General features: G+C 58.6%; 19 protein-coding genes and 1 tRNA gene. 6 read left to right on the forward strand and 14 right to left on the reverse strand.

The window, feature by feature from the left end; genetic code table 11:
* The first annotated feature begins 43 nt into the window (after positions 1-43).
* Entirely contained in the window at positions 44-838 is a 795-nt protein-coding gene (locus tag FJU08_RS10255) for a response regulator (protein WP_141148901.1), read from the forward strand.
* 146 nt (positions 839-984) lie between these two features.
* Complete coding sequence (locus tag FJU08_RS10260) at positions 985-1146, forward strand: DUF1328 domain-containing protein (RefSeq protein WP_141148902.1); 162 nt, start codon at positions 985-987, stop codon at positions 1144-1146.
* 127 nt (positions 1147-1273) lie between these two features.
* On the opposite strand, the gene FJU08_RS10265 is transcribed toward FJU08_RS10260, so the two are convergent.
* Both FJU08_RS10265 and FJU08_RS10270 read right to left on the reverse strand, forming a co-directional pair.
* A complete protein-coding gene (locus tag FJU08_RS10265; protein ID WP_141148903.1) occupies positions 1274-1477 on the reverse strand; it encodes a CsbD family protein in 204 nt (67 codons plus the stop codon).
* A gap of 328 nt (positions 1478-1805) precedes the next feature.
* The gene (locus tag FJU08_RS10270) at positions 1806-2003 is read right to left on the reverse strand and encodes a CsbD family protein (protein ID WP_141148904.1); all 198 of its coding nucleotides are present in this window, start codon (positions 2001-2003) and stop codon (positions 1806-1808) included.
* A gap of 357 nt (positions 2004-2360) precedes the next feature.
* On the opposite strand from FJU08_RS10270, the gene FJU08_RS10275 reads away from it, so the two are divergent.
* Entirely contained in the window at positions 2361-4016 is a 1656-nt protein-coding gene (locus FJU08_RS10275) for a CHASE domain-containing protein (RefSeq protein WP_141148905.1), read from the forward strand.
* 19 nt (positions 4017-4035) lie between these two features.
* On the opposite strand, the gene FJU08_RS10280 is transcribed toward FJU08_RS10275, so the two are convergent.
* Together FJU08_RS10280 and FJU08_RS22745 are read right to left on the reverse strand one after the other, a co-directional pair.
* A complete protein-coding gene (locus tag FJU08_RS10280; protein WP_141148906.1) occupies positions 4036-4587 on the reverse strand; it encodes a disulfide bond formation protein B in 552 nt (183 codons plus the stop codon).
* A gap of 9 nt (positions 4588-4596) precedes the next feature.
* Complete coding sequence (locus FJU08_RS22745; RefSeq protein WP_181409802.1) at positions 4597-4752, reverse strand: DUF5993 family protein; 156 nt, start codon at positions 4750-4752, stop codon at positions 4597-4599.
* 321 nt (positions 4753-5073) lie between these two features.
* Here FJU08_RS22745 and FJU08_RS10285 point away from each other — a divergent pair, with 321 nt between their 5' ends.
* A complete protein-coding gene (locus FJU08_RS10285; RefSeq protein WP_141148907.1) occupies positions 5074-6279 on the forward strand; it encodes a TIGR03032 family protein in 1206 nt (401 codons plus the stop codon).
* A 59-nt stretch (positions 6280-6338) separates the two neighbouring features.
* On the opposite strand, the gene tenpIN is transcribed toward FJU08_RS10285, so the two are convergent.
* Together tenpIN and FJU08_RS10295 are read right to left on the reverse strand one after the other, a co-directional pair.
* Positions 6339-6782: a type III toxin-antitoxin system TenpIN family toxin gene (gene tenpIN / locus FJU08_RS10290; RefSeq protein WP_141148908.1), complete on the reverse strand. Its 444-nt coding sequence runs from the start codon at positions 6780-6782 to the stop codon at positions 6339-6341.
* Between the two features lie 312 nt (positions 6783-7094).
* Positions 7095-7179: transfer RNA gene (locus FJU08_RS10295), tRNA-Leu, on the reverse strand.
* 179 nt (positions 7180-7358) lie between these two features.
* Between FJU08_RS10295 and FJU08_RS10300 the strand changes: the two genes are divergently transcribed.
* Positions 7359-7940 (forward strand): YqaA family protein, encoded by a 582-nt coding sequence (locus FJU08_RS10300; protein WP_141148909.1) that lies wholly within the window; start codon positions 7359-7361, stop codon positions 7938-7940.
* Between the two features lie 8 nt (positions 7941-7948).
* Positions 7949-8467: a disulfide bond formation protein B gene (locus FJU08_RS10305; protein WP_141148910.1), complete on the forward strand. Its 519-nt coding sequence runs from the start codon at positions 7949-7951 to the stop codon at positions 8465-8467.
* A 217-nt stretch (positions 8468-8684) separates the two neighbouring features.
* On the opposite strand, the gene FJU08_RS10310 is transcribed toward FJU08_RS10305, so the two are convergent.
* From FJU08_RS10310 to FJU08_RS10345, 8 genes are read right to left on the reverse strand one after another with little or no spacing between them, the layout of a single operon-like run.
* Entirely contained in the window at positions 8685-9029 is a 345-nt protein-coding gene (locus tag FJU08_RS10310; protein WP_141148911.1) for a RidA family protein, read from the reverse strand.
* A 49-nt stretch (positions 9030-9078) separates the two neighbouring features.
* Positions 9079-10227: an NAD(P)/FAD-dependent oxidoreductase gene (locus tag FJU08_RS10315; protein WP_181409803.1), complete on the reverse strand. Its 1149-nt coding sequence runs from the start codon at positions 10225-10227 to the stop codon at positions 9079-9081.
* Complete coding sequence (locus FJU08_RS10320; protein WP_141148912.1) at positions 10224-11636, reverse strand: FAD/NAD(P)-dependent oxidoreductase; 1413 nt, start codon at positions 11634-11636, stop codon at positions 10224-10226. Before FJU08_RS10320 ends, FJU08_RS10315 begins: the two co-directional genes overlap by 4 nt.
* Positions 11633-11935, reverse strand: coding sequence for a (2Fe-2S)-binding protein (locus FJU08_RS10325; protein WP_141148913.1), 303 nt, complete (start codon positions 11933-11935; stop codon positions 11633-11635). The genes FJU08_RS10320 and FJU08_RS10325 overlap by 4 nt, the downstream gene beginning before the upstream one ends.
* Entirely contained in the window at positions 11907-13046 is a 1140-nt protein-coding gene (locus FJU08_RS10330) for an NAD(P)/FAD-dependent oxidoreductase (protein WP_141148914.1), read from the reverse strand. The genes FJU08_RS10325 and FJU08_RS10330 overlap by 29 nt, the downstream gene beginning before the upstream one ends.
* Entirely contained in the window at positions 13039-13842 is an 804-nt protein-coding gene (locus FJU08_RS10335; protein WP_141148915.1) for an ABC transporter permease, read from the reverse strand. The genes FJU08_RS10330 and FJU08_RS10335 overlap by 8 nt, the downstream gene beginning before the upstream one ends.
* Positions 13839-14699 (reverse strand): ABC transporter permease, encoded by an 861-nt coding sequence (locus tag FJU08_RS10340; RefSeq protein WP_141148916.1) that lies wholly within the window; start codon positions 14697-14699, stop codon positions 13839-13841. Before FJU08_RS10340 ends, FJU08_RS10335 begins: the two co-directional genes overlap by 4 nt.
* The gene (locus FJU08_RS10345) at positions 14696-15757 is read right to left on the reverse strand and encodes an ABC transporter ATP-binding protein (RefSeq protein WP_141149036.1); all 1062 of its coding nucleotides are present in this window, start codon (positions 15755-15757) and stop codon (positions 14696-14698) included. Before FJU08_RS10345 ends, FJU08_RS10340 begins: the two co-directional genes overlap by 4 nt.
* Positions 15758-15767: the final 10 nt, after the last annotated feature.

Genomic DNA, 15767 nt, shown 5'->3' on the forward strand with positions numbered 1-15767 from the left:
AATTCATACCACACGACGATAATAAGGCAGGAGACAATCAAACATGTCGCTTTCTACTCGTATCGCTGCGCATCTGCCGTATCTGAGGCGGTACGCTCGCGCGGTCACCGGCTCCCAGACCTCCGGAGACGCCTATGTGGCAGCTGTCCTTGAAGCCCTGATCGCGGATGTTTCTCTTTTTCCCGACAAGGGCGACGACAAGGTCGCACTGTATAAACTTTTCACCACTTTATTTGGTTCCACGACAATTGAAATCGGCGAGATCGACTCGCCCTTTTCCTGGGAGAAACGGGCGGCGGCCAATTTGCTCGCGCTTCCGGCCAAACCGCGCCAGGCCTTCCTCCTGGTATCGCTCGAGGGATTTTCGGCCAATGAGACCGCGGAAATCCTTTCGGTATCACCGGACGATTTCGGCGCCCTTCTGGATGAGGCCTCTACGGAAATCTCCCGGCAGGTTGCCACCGATATCATGATCATCGAGGATGAACCGCTGATCGCCATGGATATCGAGGAAATGGTCGAAAGCCTTGGACACCGCGTCACCGGCATTGCCCGCACACATAAAGAAGCGGTCGAACTCTTCGCGCAGACGCAGCCGAAAATGGTGCTGGCCGATATTCAGCTGGCCGACGGAAGCTCCGGCATTGACGCCGTCAACGAGATTCTCGCCAGCCATTCCCTGCCGGTCATCTTCATCACCGCCTTCCCTGAAAGGCTGCTGACCGGCGAACGCCCGGAACCGACCTTTCTGGTGACCAAGCCCTTCAATCCCGACATGGTCAAGGCACTGATCAGCCAGGCACTGTTCTTTGAAGAACACAGCAGCGCAGAGGCCTGACCGGACACGCGATCTCCGGAAGATGCGATCATCAGAAACGGGGGCCAACGTGCCCCCTTTTTGATTCTGCCCCGCAGCGGAACCATTTTCGCCAGCCGCCGTTATCCCTCCAGGCACAACAAGCCAGACAAACAAGGAGGTATACGATGCTTCATTATGCGCTCGTCTTCTTCATCATCGCGCTTGTGGCGGCAGCCCTCGGCTTCGGTGGCATTGCAGGCGCGTCAGCGGGTATCGCACAGATCCTGTTCTTTCTGTTTCTGCTATTCTTCGCCGTGGCCGTCATCGTCAATTTCGCGCGACGATAGCCGGAAGAAAACAAAAGAAACGGGCCGTTCCCACAGGGGATACGGCCCGTTTGTTTATCGGCGGTCAGTACCGCCGCAATATGCATCCGCCGCAGATCCGCCAGAATGGCGGGCCGCAGACATGTCATTAGTGATGACGGTTGGCCAGCCAGGAATTCAGCTCGGTCTCGGCCTCGTCGCGGCCACGGACATAATGCTGCTGGATCTTGGAGATCAGCTTGTCGCGGCTGCCGGCAATGAAGTCAAGATCTTCATTGGAAAGCCGCGTCCACTTGGCGCGAACTCTCATCTTGCGTTCCGTCCAGTTATGTTCAACATCCTGCCATGCCATGGTCTTGATCCTTTCGAAAACGGGGACCCCATTTCCAGGCTCTTTGCCACGTAAAACGCAGACTGCGGGTCTGATCCGGGATCTTTCAAGCGGCGCCAGAAATATGTGGCCGCCTTGACTTGTGTCATTATGATTTATGCCCAATCTGGCAAAATGCAAGCGATCGCGAACATTTGGTCCGCATGGCAGCTATGTGCAAAACTCATATATTTGCAAATGCTTAGGCAGCGGGCAATTGCACTTGCTTCTGCGCAGAGAAAAGGCAGCCACGCCCAGCGCAGCTGCCTTTTTCCAAATCGTGGCCTTCCCCAGCCGGTAGCATGGCTCATCAGTGACGCGACATCCATTCATCGACCTCGCGGGTCGCGTCCTCCTCGGCCTTACCGTAACGCTCCTGGATCTTGCCGATCAGCTTTTCGCGTTCCCCAGCCACAATATCAATGTCATCTGAGCTCAGCTTGCCCCATTGGGCCCGGATCTCGCCCTTGAACTGCTTCCAGTTACCCTCAAGCCGGTTCCTGTTCATGATCTTCTCCTTCCTTGTTTCTGTCTGTCACAGAGTAAACGATCGAGTTCTCCGAGAGTTCCCGGTCAGAACAACCGCGCGACACAGGTGAAAGCTGGTGATTAAATTCACCTGACCGTACAAAGAAGGAACACCTTTTCCAAAAAGCGATTGTATTGCGCAACTTAACCTGTCATCAAAACATATATCGTTACGCCGTCGCAAACGATGCCGGACCGTGAAACAGCTGTGAAACCTTAGGTTTATCAATATATACTTAACATAACTAGAGCGTGTCATTTCAGCTTATCGCCTGCGATCCCGTCGCTTCACAGATGCCCTGCGCGTCATCAGCCGTCCGCCCCCTGGAGTTTTAAAGTGAACCGATTCCTCCCAGCCCTGGTCTTTCTCGTCGTCGCGGCGATCGGCCTTGGCATGTCGCTGTCGCTTTACCGGGCTTCCGAGGTCAAGCGGGTCGCCAAGTTCGAGGCCTATGCCGACGAGGCCGCCGCACGGATCGTCGGCCGCTACAAGCAGCATCTTTCCCTTCTCGAAGGCACCAAAGCGCTGTTCGAGGCGAATGCTGGCGCCATCAACCATACGGCCTTCAAGACCTATGTCGGCGGTCTCGACACCGAGGGGCGCTATGACGGCATTCAGGGCATCGGATTTGCCCGTTTGATCCATACCGGCAACGAGGCCGTCATCGAAACGGAAATCAAGCGCAATTACGGCAAGGAACGGAAGGTCTGGCCAGAGGCGACCGATCAGGACTACCGCACGCCGATCGTGCTTCTGGAGCCGAATGACGTCCGCAACGATGTGGCGCTTGGCTACGACATGTACAGCGATCCGGTCCGCCGGGCCGCCATGTCTAAAGCCTTTGCCACGGACACACCGATGGCAAGCGGCCCGGTCCAGCTGGTTCAGGAAATCACATCGATCAAGCAGACCGGCTTTCTGATCTATGTGCCGTTCAAGGTGGAAGATGACGACAATTCGCTGCCGCTTTCAGGCTTTGTCTATGCCCCTTTCCGTGCCGGCGACCTTTACCATGCCATCAGTATCGAAGAGCCGGTTCTACCCTTACAGATCAAGGCCATTGACGTGGAAACGGATATTGCCATGTTCCAGTCCGATGACTTCGATGGTCCAGGTGCCGCCTCGCGCCTTTCAGCTACGCGCGACATCGACATTGGCGGGCGCAAATGGACCCTCGATATCCAGGCTGATCCGGGTTTCCGCGCCGACCAGTTTGATGTGACGCCCTTTGTCGTCGCTGCCGTTTCGCTGCTTTTGGCAGTGGCACTGGCGCTGTCGGCCCAATCGCAGATCAAGGCGCTTTCGGCAGCCCGCGCCATGCATGAACTGACCGAAAAGAGCCTTCAGGAACGCGATCTGATGCTTCAGGAAATGAAGCACAGGATCAAGAATTCCATTGCCCGCGTTCTGGCCATGGCCCGCCAGACAGCACGCCATTCCGATGATCTGAAGGGGTTCATGGACAGTTACACGGCCCGCCTCCAGGCCATGTCAACGGCGCAGGATGTCCTGACCCGTTCCCACTGGCAACGCGCAGATCTGAAGGAACTTCTGAGCAAGGAGCTTGCCCAGGTTTTTGGCGAAACAGACAAAGATTATGACATTGCCGGACCGAGTGTCGAACTGGACGAGAAGGCAACGCAGGCCTTCAGCCTGACCTTCCACGAACTTGCCACCAACGCACTGAAATATGGCGGCGTTTCCGAAGCCGGTGCCAGCCTGAGCGTGACATGGGCCTATGAGGATTCCGGCAAGAAGCGCAAGCTGCGGCTCTCCTGGCGAGAAGGCGGCACTGAACCCATCACTCCCCCCACCAAGAAAGGCTTCGGCACGCGGCTGATTGACGCCAATATCATTGGCGAGCTGAACGGCATGATCGAGCGCCACTATCAGGAGAAGGGGCTTGAGATCGAGATCACCGTGCCGGCTGCCGAGATGATCACCAAGCGGCGCTGGCGGCGGCGCAGACGCTCTGGTGAGGAAGCCGTCTGAACCGGACCGCCCGTCACGATCATTTCAGCAATGCATCAAGCCCGATATAGCCGGTCGGATTGTCCGGGCAGAGACCGAAGCCGCATTCGGCAAGCGTGGAAATGCCATTGCCGACAGCCATAAGCGCAAAGAGCCCTAAAACGGCAATGCCAAGCCCGGAAAGACCGCCAATGGCACCTTTGCCAGCCGGACGCGTCAAGAGCAGCATCAGCCCTGAACCGAGGCAGACCAGCACGAAAAGAATAAAGGCCCAGCTATAGAAATGCAGGCCGAAAAACGGAGCGCCGTAGGCGCCGGTGCCCGGAATGACATGCAGAGCTACCTGTCTCAACGCCACTGCGCCTCCGACGACTGCACCGATGATCATCACGCCATAATGGCGGGCTGCCGAACCGAACAGCACGTTCAGCGCCAGGCCCGTACCGACAATGACAAAGCCCGCCCGCTGAAGAATACATAAGGGACAGGGCAATTCGCCGCCATAGAACTGATCGGCAAAGGCGAACAGCAAAACGGCCGAAATCGCCAGAAGTCCGAGAACATTCAGATGATAGGCTATCCGCTCCGACATATCCGCCCCCTAAAGTTCGATTGCCAGTGGATCAGTGGAATGCAGCTTGAGCAGAACCACCAGCGCAAGCGTTGCCGCAACGGCGACCCAGACCGCAGGCGCGCGATGGCCACGCCAGGCGAAAGCAAGTGAGATCGCACAGGCAAAGAATGGTATTGTCATCATGTTCCCGTCCCTCCATTGGCTCGATAACGGCACAATTTCAGCCTGTTATCGCAAGCGCAATCCCAAAGCGCCGCCGTGCACGACTTTCACCGCTTGTGCCCTTAAGCCCCTAACTGACACGTCAGAGGTGCAAATCCCCGGACTTTTTCTGACGATTTGGCCGATCCCCGTCATTCTGCACCTGTTCTGCCCGTTTCAATGTCACTCGGCAATTGCGCAGATCCGCCGTGGGTGCAATATCTGTCTGAAACATGACATGAGAACAGCCGCTGCGCCGGAATGCGGATGGCACCAGGCTGACAGACCAAGAGAGAATGCGACATGAGTGAAGGCCAGCAGCCGCCCCTTTTAGAAACCAGCGGCCCGGCCGAGGAGACTGCAAGCGCCGAACATGGGCAGGTTCAGCCGGCAGATGCGCCCGGCTCCGCTCCGGTTGCCGCCGAAACGCTCCAGACCAATGTCACCTGTTCACGCGGTTTTCCGCAATGGCTGGCGATGAACAATTGCTCTCTGGCCTTCACCTCCTATCAGACCGGACAGCTCTTCCTCGTTGGCACGCTGCCGAACGGCTCACTGTCGCTGCACCAGCGCAACTTCGTTCGAGCCATGGGCCTGATTGCCGATTCCCAGCGCATGCTGCTGGCGGGCCTTGCCCAAATCTGGCGCTTTGAAAATGTTCTGGCGCCGAATGAGCGCGCCAACCAGACTTTCGACAAGCTTTATGTTCCCCGCCGCGGTCAGACGGTCTCCGATCTCGATGTTCATGAACTGGGCGTTGACAATGCCGGCCGCCTGCTGTTCGTGAACACGAAATATTCCTGCCTGGCCACCGACAGCGTCGTGCACTCGTTCAAGCCGGTCTGGCGTCCGCCCTTCATTTCAAAGCTCGCACCGGAAGACCGCTGCCATCTCAACGGGCTTGCCATGGACAACGGCGTGCCGCGCTATGTCACGTCAGTCTCCACCTCCGACATCGTCGATGGCTGGCGCAGCCAGCGCCGTGATGGCGGTGTGATTGTCGATATCGAGACCGACGAGATCATTGCAGAAGGGCTTTCCATGCCGCATTCGCCGCGCCTGCATGACGGCGCGCTCTGGTTTCTCGATTCCGGCAATGGCTATCTGACGCGGCTTGACCTGCAGAGCCGGCAGAAGGACCGCATCGCGTTTTGCCCCGGCTTTCTGCGCGGCCTGTCCTTCTATAACGGCCATGCCGTCGTCGGCCTTTCACTGGCCCGCCGCGAAGGCGTATTTTCCGGCCTCAATCTTCAGGACGAGCTGGAAAAGCGCAAGGGTGAGCCATGGTGCGGACTGCAGGTCATCAACACCAATAATGGCGACATCGTCGAATGGCTGCGGCTGGAAGGCGGCATCAAGGAACTCTTCGATGTCCGCGTCATTCCCGGCGTGCGCTGCCCGATGGCGCTGCCGACCTTCGGCCCGGATCTTGCCAGCTTCATCACCATCGAAGCCCCGGACCGCCCACTGTCAGAGCGCGGCTTCCAGGCAGCAACACTACCGCAATGACCGACATGGCTTCGCGGCCATATCTCAGACCTGGCCGCTCAAAGCAGAGAAAATCGCGATCAAAGGCCAAGTTCCGCGTGATAGTTCACCAACGTTGAAAACATGTAGCGCCGAGCTATCACGCTGTGGTTGTCGGCACGGATAGCAGCTACATAGCCCTGCACATACTTCTCAAATTGCACGCGAATGAAGTGCGACTTCTGGCGAATCAGAGTATTCTCTGAATTAGGGATTTTGAAAGACCGCTCCGAAATATAAGCATCTTTGATCAACAAAACTGCTTTGCTGTAGTCAAGACCTTTTGTCTCAACAGTTAAGAAACAATGTTTGTGTTTGATATGAGAACGAAGAGGTATTCCGAACCGCAACTCCCGAAATTCAATCAGAACAACACCATAGCCGCGCGTTTTCTGTGGCGTCCATTCTCCATCTGATTTGTCGAGGACTTCTGCGAGATGCGTGTTTTCGTCATAGAAAACGTTCGTGAGTTTCCTGATCTCCACACCAGCTCCTTCGAGCAGATATGAAAAAAGCCCCTTTCAGGGCCTTTTTCATCATTCTTACTGTTCGCTTCTTCATTTTACGTGGCGCCGAACTACGACCACATCATTCAAACTGGGCACTTCTTTTTTTAACGTGGGGAACACCCTTCCGCCACATCACATAGAGAATATAGATATTAGCGCGTCGTTAGTCAACTTTTTGTTGACCGCCTTCGCTTCTCAAACCTCTTTTCAGAGCTTGGAATAGCCCACCACTGATGTCCCCAAACGCGCTTGTTCACAAACGAATCATCTGATTGTGTCAGGGTAATTTGGTGCCCCTTGCCGGGATCGAACCAGCACTCCTCTCGGAACCTGATTTTGAGTCAGGCGCGTCTACCAATTCCGCCAAAGGGGCCCCTCAAGCGTGGTTTGCGGCGCGAATATACGAAGCCTGCGGTGGAGGTCAACCGGAATTTGATCTTGAACATATAAATTACCGCCGTCACGCAGTAGTGATTGATTGTGTACACGCTCGGGATTTATCATTGGTTACGCATATTTTATTCGTTCAACCGCCAATGTTTCAGGATATCCATGCTGCGCCGCCTTTACGACTGGACCATGTCCCTTGCCTCAACACGGCACGCCGAACGCGCGCTGTTCGCCGTTTCCTTTGCGGAAAGTTCGTTCTTCCCGATCCCGCCGGATGTGCTTTTGATCCCGATGGTGATTGCAAAACCGGCGAAATGGCTGAGGATCGCCCTGATCTGCACCATCGCCTCGATCCTTGGCGCCATGCTGGGCTATGCCATCGGCGCCTTCCTGTTCGATGCAATCGGCAAGCCGATCCTGGCCTTTTACGGCAAGGAAGGCTCCTTCGAGAAGATCGCCGAATGGTACAATACCTGGGGCGGCTGGGGCGTGCTCTTTGCCGCCATCACGCCCTTCCCCTACAAGGTGCTGACAATCTTCTCCGGTGCGACCGGGCTCAATTTCGGGATATTTCTGCTGGTCAGCGTCATTGGCCGCGCCTTCCGCTTTTTTCTTGTCGCTTTTCTGCTGCACCATTTCGGCCCGCAGATCCGCGATTTCATCGAGAAATATCTCGGCATCCTCTTCACTGCCTTCGTCATATTGCTTGGCGGCGGCTTCTATCTGGTCAAATTCGTCTTCTAGGATAAAGCATGATCCCGTCCGTTATCAGCGCCCATCGCCGGCTTGTCGGCCTTTCCCTGACCACACTTGGCATGGCGGTTTCCGTCGGCTCGGCGCTCGGTTTCGAACATCTCGGCGGCTACATCCCCTGCCACCTGTGCCTTCTGGAGCGAAACCCCTATTATATCGGCATCCCGATCGGCATTATCGGCCTTCTGGCCTACCGTTTCGGCTGGGATCTTCTGGCAAGGCTCTGCCTTTTGGTGATTGCAGCGCTGATGATCTGGGGCATGGGCATGGGCATCTACCACTCCGGCGTCGAATGGCATTTCTGGGCTGGCCCCACCGATTGCTCCGGCTCAACCGCCGGTGTCACCCGCAATGCCGCCAACCTGCTTGGCGACCTCAACAGCATCACCGGCCCGAAATGCGATGAGGCAGCGCTGCGCGTGCTTGGCCTTTCCTTCGCCGGCTGGAATGTCGTCGTCTCGATCATCATCGCCGCCATCGCATTCTGGGGCATGCTCGGCGGCAAGAAGGCTGCCTGATCCCGCTTTCATGCGAAGATGACAAAAGCCCCGGCGCACTGCACCGGGGCTCAGGCTGCAGACAAGCCTTGCCCCCTTTTCTGAGGTCATGCCTGTGCTTGGTCCACAGGCATCCAGTCAACGCGCGTCCGCGCGGCGAAAGGACTTGTCTATTCAATGCCGTTTGAATCTGGATCCCCGTGACAAGCACGGGGATGACGACGGTGGGAGGGGCTGCTCAGCGCACGGCCGAAACAACAACCTCGATCAGCACGTTCTTGCCCAGTTCAGCCACGCCGATCGTAGCGCGGGTCGGCAGGTGTTCAGCCGGAATCCAGTTGAGCCAGGCTTCGTTCATGCCTTCCTTCTGGTCGAAATCGGTGATGTAGAGCATCGCCGTGACCAGCTTTTCCTTCGATGAGCCAACTTCGGCCAGCAGCTTGTCGATCTTGGCGCAGATCTGCTCCGTCTGTCCCTTCATGTCAAGCGACAGGTCATCGGCAATCAGACCGCCGAAATGCAGAATACCGCCAGCCTCGACGACACGGTGATTGATACGGGTTTGGACATAGCGATTGAGCAAGGTCTTCTCCTTCTTGGCTACTCAGATTGTGTTTGGGTGCGGCGGAGCGCTATAGGGCGGCTTCCGCAAAACGGGAAATTGAAAACGGCGCAATCGGCGCATTGGTCTTGCCGGTGGCGATCAGCTCGGCCATCAGTTCCCCGACACCGGGGCCCATCTGGAAGCCGTGGGCGGAAAAGCCGAAGGCATAGAACAGATTGTCATGGATCGCCGAAGGGCCGATCACCGGAATGTCGTCAGGCATGCGCCCTTCAACGCCGGACCAGCTTCTGACAATCGTTGCGCCACGCATGATCGGAAAGATCGACATGGCGGTCTCGGCGGTCAGCTGCAGATTACGGAACAGGATTTCCGACATGTTGCTGTTTCTGTCCGCCCGGCCGCGCCGGCCGCCGCCGATGACGACGGTTCCATTCGGCATCTGCTTGAACGAGAGCGGCCTGCCAGTCGCCCCGACGACAGCATCGCAGAAATGCGGCAGACGGGCCGTCACGATCATCATCGGCGCGATCGCTTCCACAGGAGCGGGCTCGCCAAGCATTGCGGAGAGTTCGCCAGCCCAGGCGCCACCGGCGATCATCAGCTTCTCAGCTAAAAATTCCCCGCCTGTGGTGCGGATCTTCCACACCCCGTCGCCCTTCGTCACGGACAGCGCGCGGGTGTTTTCAAAAAACCGCGCGCCCTTTTCCTGCGCCTTGCGCTGAAAGGCAAAGGTCGTCTGAAACGGCTGGGCGAAGCCATCCTTCAGGCTCGCCAGACCGCCAACCGCATGATCGGCAACGGCTGGAAGATGAGACCGCAAGGCATCGCGATCGAGGATCACCTCGTGCTCAAACCCCATGCTGCGCAGATCAGCGGCACGGGCTGCAAGTGTTGCAAGCTCGGCCTCCGTTTCGGCGACCTTGATCTGCGGCGCAACCTGAAAGCCGCAATCATCATCAAGCAGATCGGCAATACCGTACCAGATCTGCATCGAGCGATCCGAGATCGGCACCTCGGCATAATGCCGACCCAGACGGCGCACGCCGCCGGCATTGACGCCGGAGGCATGGCGGGCAACCGTGTCCTTTTCGATCACCACCACCTTGAGCCCGCGCATGGCCGAGAAAAGCGCTGCCGAAGACCCGTGAATGCCGCCGCCGATGATGACGAGATCGGCAGTCCGGGCAGTATCCGGCAGGCGCGGATCGGTGCTCATTCGGCTGCCACGCCGCTCTGAGCGGTCTCTTCCGGTTCGTCGGGATGATAGGCTGCAAGCTCTGAAAGCGGGATCGGCTTGAGCGGCGGACGAATGCGGTAATAGCCCGTTTCATCAGGCGTTTCGCCCTTGCGATCGGCAATGATCCCAGCCACCGCCAGACCGCAGACGCGGCCCTGGCACGGCCCCATTCCGGCGCGCAGCATGGATTTCACCTGGTTTGGCCCCGGTGCGCCCAGATCAGCCATTTTGCGAATATCACCGGCCGTGACTTCCTCGCAGCGGCAGACGATTGTCGCATCGGCCGGTGCCAGGATCTCCGGCGCCGGCGCATAGATCTTCTCCAGCATCGGCCGGACCGAAATATCCCGTGCGATACCGGCTTCAAGCCGCGCCATACGTTCAGGCGAGACGGCGATCCCATGCGCCTTGGCAATGTGAAGCGCGGACAGCTTTCCGGCAAGCGCTGCCGATTTGGCGCCGTTGATCGACGCCCCGTCACCGGCGACATAGACGCCCTTGACGCTGGTCTCTCCGGCATCATTGAGAACCGGGCGGAAACAGTGCTGCGATGCGTCCCATTTGTGCTCTGCGCGCACAAGCCGCGTCACCTGCTGGTTTGGCACCACCCCCTGATGCAGCGCAATCGCTGTCGCCTCGATGCGATGTGTCTTGCCGCCCTTCTTGAAGGTGATCGCTTCTGCTTTCTCCTCGCCTTCGATAGCAAGATCGGAAGCGCCTGAATGGATCGGCACACCGGCCGCCTTCAGCCGCGCTACCATCAGCGCACCCTTGATCAGATATTCGCGTGCTCTGAGCGCTTTCGGCACCAATGACATGGCCGACATCACCCGGCCCTTCGGCAGGTTCTCGATGATCGCCTTGGGCGGTGCGCCAGCATTCAGCATCTGCACGGCAACGAGCCAGAGCAGCGGTCCGGCACCGGCGAGCACACAGTCTTCCCGCACCACACCGGCCGATTTCATCAGGATCTGCAAAGCGCCTGCCGTCGTCACACCGGGCAGCGTCCAGCCGGGGACAGGAACCGGACGTTCCAGCGCACCCGTGGCCACCAGAATGGATTTGGCGACAAGCCGGGCTGCCGCCCCTTCCCGGCTGTAATCAACCGTCTTGTCGGAACCGATATTCCACACCAGCGTGCCGGGCAGATAATCCACCTCCGCCTGGCGGAAGCTCTCGACCAGCGAACGGCCCGCGCCGTAATCCTTGCCGAGAACCTGCAGCCGCTTTTGCGATGCGGTTTCGATACCGCGATAGATCTGGCCGCCGGGCCGCGGCTGTTCGTCCATGACGGTGACGGTAAGTCCGGCTTTCCTGGCTTCAACGGCTGCTGCCATGCCCGCAGGCCCCGCGCCGATAATCAGCAGATCAACTTGCCTGACACTCATAGTTCCAGCTCCGCACTGCCCTTTTGACGCTTTACCACGAGGCCTTCGGTTACCTCGGTCATGCAGGCCTGACGGTTCGGCTGACCGTCGACATCGACGAGACAGTCGAAGCACGCGCCCATCATGCAATAGACGCCGCGCGGACTGCCCGAGACGACCGATGCACGGAAATCGGTAATGCCAGCGGCCGTCAGTGCGGCTGCGACGCTGTCACCGGCCTGAGCGGTGATCGTCTCGCCCTCGAAGGTGAAGGTGAGCGTATCGGCACTATCAATGCGCCGCGTTTTCGTCGGTGCCATGACCGAACCTCCTTGCAGAAAAAACGTCCATGTCCGGGTCGAGCGCGCCCTTTGCCAGCATCGGCGCCAGCACTTTCGCGTGGACACCGGCAAGCGTGACACCGGAATGGCAATTGATCGAGAATGCACCGGGATGGCTCTCTGACTGCTGATAGATCGGGAAGCCATCGGGGCTGAGCACGCGTACCGCCGCCCAGCTGCGGATGATCCGCGCCTTGGCCAGAACCGGCAGCGTCTTGACCGCATCACGGGCGATCCGGGTCAGTTCCGGCACGCCGCTTTCGGTGGAATAGCCGGTGTTTTCATGACTGTCGCCCAGCATCACCGTCCCCTCCTCCGTCTGGCGGAGAATATGGGTCGGCATCGGCAGAAGCGGCTTGAGCCGTTCGGTCACCAGGATCTGGCCCTTTTCCGGCACCAGCGGCACGTTGAGGCCGACCGAGGGACCGAGCCATTTATTGCCATGGCCGGCGGCCAGCACCACCTTGGCGCCTCTGAAGGTCCCTTTGGCCGTCGTGACCTTGAAACCAGTGCCATCCCGTTCGACCGCCTCGACCTTTGAGTCCGAGACATAGCGCACGCCATGGGCCGCCATATCGGCATGCAGACCGCGCAACAGCCTGAGAGGGCTCGCATGACCGTCATGCGGACAGTAGCTGGCCCCGACAACGGCCGGCCCAAGGCCCGGCACGAGTTTCAAAAGCTCGGTGCGATCGATGATCTCGGCACCGTAACCGGCAGCGCCATTGACATTATGCATCCGGGCAATATGCGCCTTGCGGGTCTCGACCTCTTCTTCAGAGAAGAGAAACTGCAGGCCACCGGGCTTGTGATAGTCAGGCGCAATACCGCTCGCCTCTGTCAGTTCCTCGGAAAACTGCGGCCACAGATCCGCCGAACGACGTGTCCAGCGCGCATATTCGGGCATTTTCTCGCCCTTGGACTGGACCCAGACAAGCCCGAAATTGCCCCGGCTGGCACGCAGCGCGATATCGCCCTCGTCCAGCACGGTCACGCGCTCGCCAGCACGCGCAAGCCCGTAGGCAAGGGCTGCGCCCACCAGTCCACCACCGACGACCAGCGTGTCGGCGGCACTCACATTTTCAGACATGTTTCCCTTCTCCGATCAGAAGCTTGTCCAGTCCATAAAGCCGGTCGACCAGCACCATCACGCCGACGGTGAACAGTACGGCAACAGCCGAAACCGATGCCACCAGCGGATCGGTGGTCTGGGCGATATGCGAGAACAGGCGGACAGGCAGGGTGGTGGTCGACGGGTTGACGATGAAGATGGTCACCGTCACCTCGTCGAAACTTGTAATGAAAGCCAGCACCCAGCCGCCGACAATACCGGGCAGGATCGATGGCAGGGTGATGCGATAGAAAACGGTCCAGTGCGAGGCACCGAGCGAGATGGCCGCCTTTTCGACCGTGCGGTCGAGGCCGGTCAGCGACGCAAGCACCAGCCGCAGCACATAGGGTGTGATCACCACGGCGTGGCAGATAACCAGGCCGGTGAAAGTGCCATTCAGACCGATAAGCGTCAGAAAACGCAGGAAGGCAATACCGAGCACGACCGTCGGCACCATCAGCGGCGACATCAAAAAGGCCAGCAATGCCTCACGCCCGGAAAAGCGTCCGCGATCAAGCGCCAGTGCCGCCGGCACAGCAACGATTGTTGCAAGACAGGCCGCCAGAACGCCCAGTTCCAGACTGTTGACAGCCGCCTCGATGAATTCTGGATTATCGAGGATCGCCCGGAACCAGCGGAACGAAATGCCGCTCGGCGGAAATTCAAGATAGCCGGTGGGCGTGAAGGCGACGCCGATGACGACGATGATTGGCGCCAACATGAAGGCGGCGAAGAGAAGATTGAAAAGCGTTGCGAAAGCGCCATTGCGTCTCATGCGTAGGCCCTCCCGAAACGGTTTTCCACCAGCCGGTTCCAGGCGACCATGACCACCAGAATGGCGACCATCAGCAGCATGGCAATGGCAGCACCCAGCGGCCAGTTCAGCGTGTTCATGAACTCATCATGCACCGCTGTTGCCACCACCTTGACCCGGCGTCCGCCGAGAATGGCGGGCGTGGCAAAGGCCGAAGCCGAGAGCGAGAAGACGATCAGCGAACCGGAGAGGACACCGGGCACCGCCTGCGGCAGAACAATGCGCCAGAAGATGGTGAGCGGAGAAGCGCCGAGGCTTTCGGCAGCAGCTTCGGTTGACGGATCCTGACGCTGAAGCGCGGCCCAGACGGCCAGAACCATGAAAGGGATCATCACATGCACCAGTGCCAGCACGATGCCGCCGGAGGTGTACATCATCTTGATGGGCCGTTCGATCAGGCCGATATTCATCAGGAAATTATTGATCACGCCCTTGTTGCCGAGAATGATCGCCCAGCCAAGCGTGCGCACCACCACCGAGATCAAAAGCGGGCCAAGCACAACAAGGATCATCACCGAACGGGCCGCCGGGCGCATGCGGTTCAGGAAATAGGATGCAGGCACGCCAATGACGATGCAAAAGAACGTTGTTGCCAGCGCAATGGCGAAGGTGCGACCGAAAATCTCGTAGAAATAGCTGTCGCCCAGCACATCGGCATAGTTTTTCAGGCTGTAGCTGTCATCGATGCCGCCATAGAAATCGAACTGGTGGAAAGCCAGAATAAATGTCATCACCAGCGGCGCCAGCAGGAAAACTGCAAACAGGATCAGCGCCGGCGCCGACAAAAACCAGTGGCCTTGCTTGGAGAGCGTGCTCATGCCTCGGCCTCCTGAACCGGCAGCACCCGCATATCTTTCGGCGTGAAGGAAAGGCCGACCGTATCGCCGATACCGGCCTCGTTCATGCCCATATTGCGCCGGACCACCAGCAAGTCACCAATCGGCGTTTCGATGGTCAGGAGCCATTGATTGCCGAGGAAAACGCGCTCCCGCACGGTACCGGTAAAAAGCGGATTTTCAGCGCTGAACTGAATACGTTCCGGCCTCAGCGAAATCAGCGCTGGACCGGGGCGGAGCTTGACGGGAAGGCCATCAAGACGCGTCCCGCGACAGTCCAGCACCGAGCCCGCATCACTGGTCGAGACAAGCGTAGCGGAGAGCAGATTACTCTTGCCGATGAAGGACGAAACGAAGGCAGTCCGCGGCGTGTCATAGATCTCGAAGGGAGCTGCTTCCTGTTCGATGCGCCCCTTTTCCATGACCACGACGCGGTCCGAAAGTGCCAGCGCCTCGGCCTGATCATGGGTGACCATCAGCGTCGTAACACCAGCCTCGCGCTGGATACGGCGCAGCTCGATCTGCATTTCTTCACGCAGTTTGGCATCAAGATTGGAAAGCGGCTCATCGAGCAGCAGCAGTTCCGGCTCAATCACCAGCGCGCGGGCAAGCGCCACACGCTGACGCTGGCCGCCGGACATGGCACGCGGATAGCGGTCTGCCAGATGGCTGAGATGGACCAGATCCAGCGCCCGGTCGACGCGTCTCTTGCGCTCATCCTTGGCAACCTTGCGCATCTCAAGCCCGAAGGAAACATTTTCCGCCGCCGTCATATGCATGAACAGGGCGTAGGTCTGGAACACGATGCCAAGACCGCGATGGCGCGCGGGAATGGCGGCAAGATCACGGCCGTTCAGCGTGATATGCCCGGAGCTGACCTCTTCGAAACCGGCGATCATCTGCAGGGTCGTCGTCTTGCCGCAGCCGGAGGGCCCGAGCAGGGAAACGAAACTGCCGCGTTCGACATTGAAGGAAATACGGTCGACAGCGGTTGTCGGACCATAGCGCTTGGTCAGCGCGTTGAGTTCAAGAAAAGCCATCTCGCCGAAA

The sequence above is a fragment of the Martelella alba genome (assembly GCF_006516955.1).
GTDB classification, from domain to species: Bacteria; Pseudomonadota; Alphaproteobacteria; order Rhizobiales; family Rhizobiaceae; genus Martelella; species Martelella alba.